Here is a 1,960-nt window from a genome sequence, read left to right as displayed (position 1 = left end):
ACCTACGGCTGGGTTACCCTGGGGGCCTGGTACCAGACCTTTGCCACCGCCAACCAGCGACTGGCAGAACTGGCCGACCGTGCCCCCACTGTGAGTGGAGTTTCATCGCAAGGCGAAGCCGGAGATACTGAATTCCTGAAGGAAGTAAAAGGAGCTTACCAGGCACAGTTGCAAAACTCACCATATACACCTGCACTGGGAACAACCGCTTCATCAACTGAATACAGAACAGCAGAAGCTGCTGAACCTAAAAGCATAATCATGAAAGTATGGTCGGGTGTAAATTTTGCAGACAAAATTGCAACATCCTTATCTGGAACAGGAACCACCTCAGACCAACTAAATCCTCTGATAAAAATGAAAAATATCGGTGATTACACTATGGTCACAACAGAAACCATCTGGGCGGGTTATACCACCGTCAGGGTACTTTCCACTGCCGGCAGCAACTCTATTTTTGGTCGACTGGTCAATGCCGTTAGCGGCTTATCTGATGCCGCAAAGGCTTTTCTGGAAGCAGCTGCACCACCGCTCTACTTCCTGCTGTTTTTGCTGTTCTGTGCCGGTTTTTCGTTATCCATTTACCTGCCGTTTATTCCGTTTATCTTCTGGATGACCGGCATCGGTAACTGGATAGTCAGTGTACTGATTGGATGCGCCGCCGGTCCCCTGTGGGCTGCCACCCATCTGGGGACAAACCAGGACCGGGGAAGCCGGGCTGCTTACGGTTACATCTACCTGATAGACAGCATGATCAGACCACTGTTGATGGTGTTCGGGTTCTTTTTTGCATCGGTCGCCATCGTGGCTGGCGGCACCATACTGAATGCGTTGTTTGGCGCGGCTCTGGTTAATGTGCAGGCTGACTCCCTTACAGGGTTATTCAGTATCGCGGGATTTTTGATGATTTATGCCCGTGCCTGTACCACGCTGGTTGCGGCCGTTTTTGCGCTTCAGGCTTATCTGCCTGACCATGTAATTAATTTTCTGGGCGGACGTGACGGCGTTAATATGCTGGGGAATATGGTTTCATCCGTCAAAGATATTATTGCCGGTGGCAACACCAATATACGCAGAACACCTGGCGTTCGTGAAGAAAAACTGAAAAACATTAATGGAGATGATAAAGACGGAATAAAACAATAAAGTACAGACATCAAAAAAAACAGTATTGCCATATTCACCTGAAGAGATTAAAATACATTCAGGTGAATATGGAGGTTTATTATGAACACAACAAAAAGCAGATATCCTTCCTGGTGGGCATATTATCAACTAGCCCGCAATACTTACTTTATATTTGGAATTCCATGCTTATTATTCTATGCTTTTTTCGGAACACTAATTGTTCATGACTCAAGCTTATCTCAAACAAGAGATTTTATTTTTGCATATGGATGCTGGGCATTAATAATTCTCCCATCACTCTGGCTATATCTGAAAACCAGAGCGAAGAAAAAGAAAATCCTGCAGGTTGTCAAGAAGATCAAAGAAAGCAGTCCCTTTGCGCCGACCAGCGATTACGAGCAACTGTCATTCTCGAAGAGTTGTTATTTCGGGATCGACATTAAAAACGGCACCATGCTGTATGTGCGCATTTACCCAAACAATGTCATGGATGTGATTGGCCTGGATATTCACAACTTCACCCGAACAGTTGCTGAAGACGGCAAGCTGGAAATCCACACCACCTATGTGAGTCTGCCGATGATCCCTCTTGAAATCTCCGGCATCTCATCAAGGACACTGGCCAACACCATACACACCATGGCTGCACGTGGATATGAGTACAAGGAACGTTTCCCGCAGATGATTCGGTATCGGGTTAAAGAATGGGAAAAAGTTGCCGGTGTGCCTGTTGCAGAAGTATTTTAAGATAGCGACCAACTGTTAGACGATAATCCGTCAGCCGGTTTTCTCTGAACCGGCTTTTTCTTTTCAGGCAGAATGCCTGTCTGCC

At 46.5% G+C, this 1,960-nt stretch carries 2 protein-coding genes; both read left to right on the top strand.

Features of this window, described 5'->3' with window-relative positions:
- On the top strand, positions 1-1,146 hold a 1,146-nt coding region (locus E0D98_RS23665), incomplete at its 5' end, for a DotA/TraY family protein (protein ID WP_165941054.1).
- A gap of 81 nt (positions 1,147-1,227) precedes the next feature.
- A complete protein-coding gene (gene excA / locus E0D98_RS23660) occupies positions 1,228-1,875 on the top strand; it encodes a plasmid IncI1-type surface exclusion protein ExcA (protein ID WP_131891183.1) in 648 nt (215 codons plus the stop codon).
- Positions 1,876-1,960 lie beyond the last annotated feature (85 nt).

Origin of the sequence: Escherichia sp. KCJ4928, from assembly GCF_004352695.1 — a bacterium.
Taxonomy (GTDB): Bacteria; Pseudomonadota; Gammaproteobacteria; order Enterobacterales; family Enterobacteriaceae; genus ECMA0423.
The sequence above is the reverse complement of the archived record's forward strand: the minus strand, read 5'-3'. Positions and strand labels throughout refer to the sequence as shown.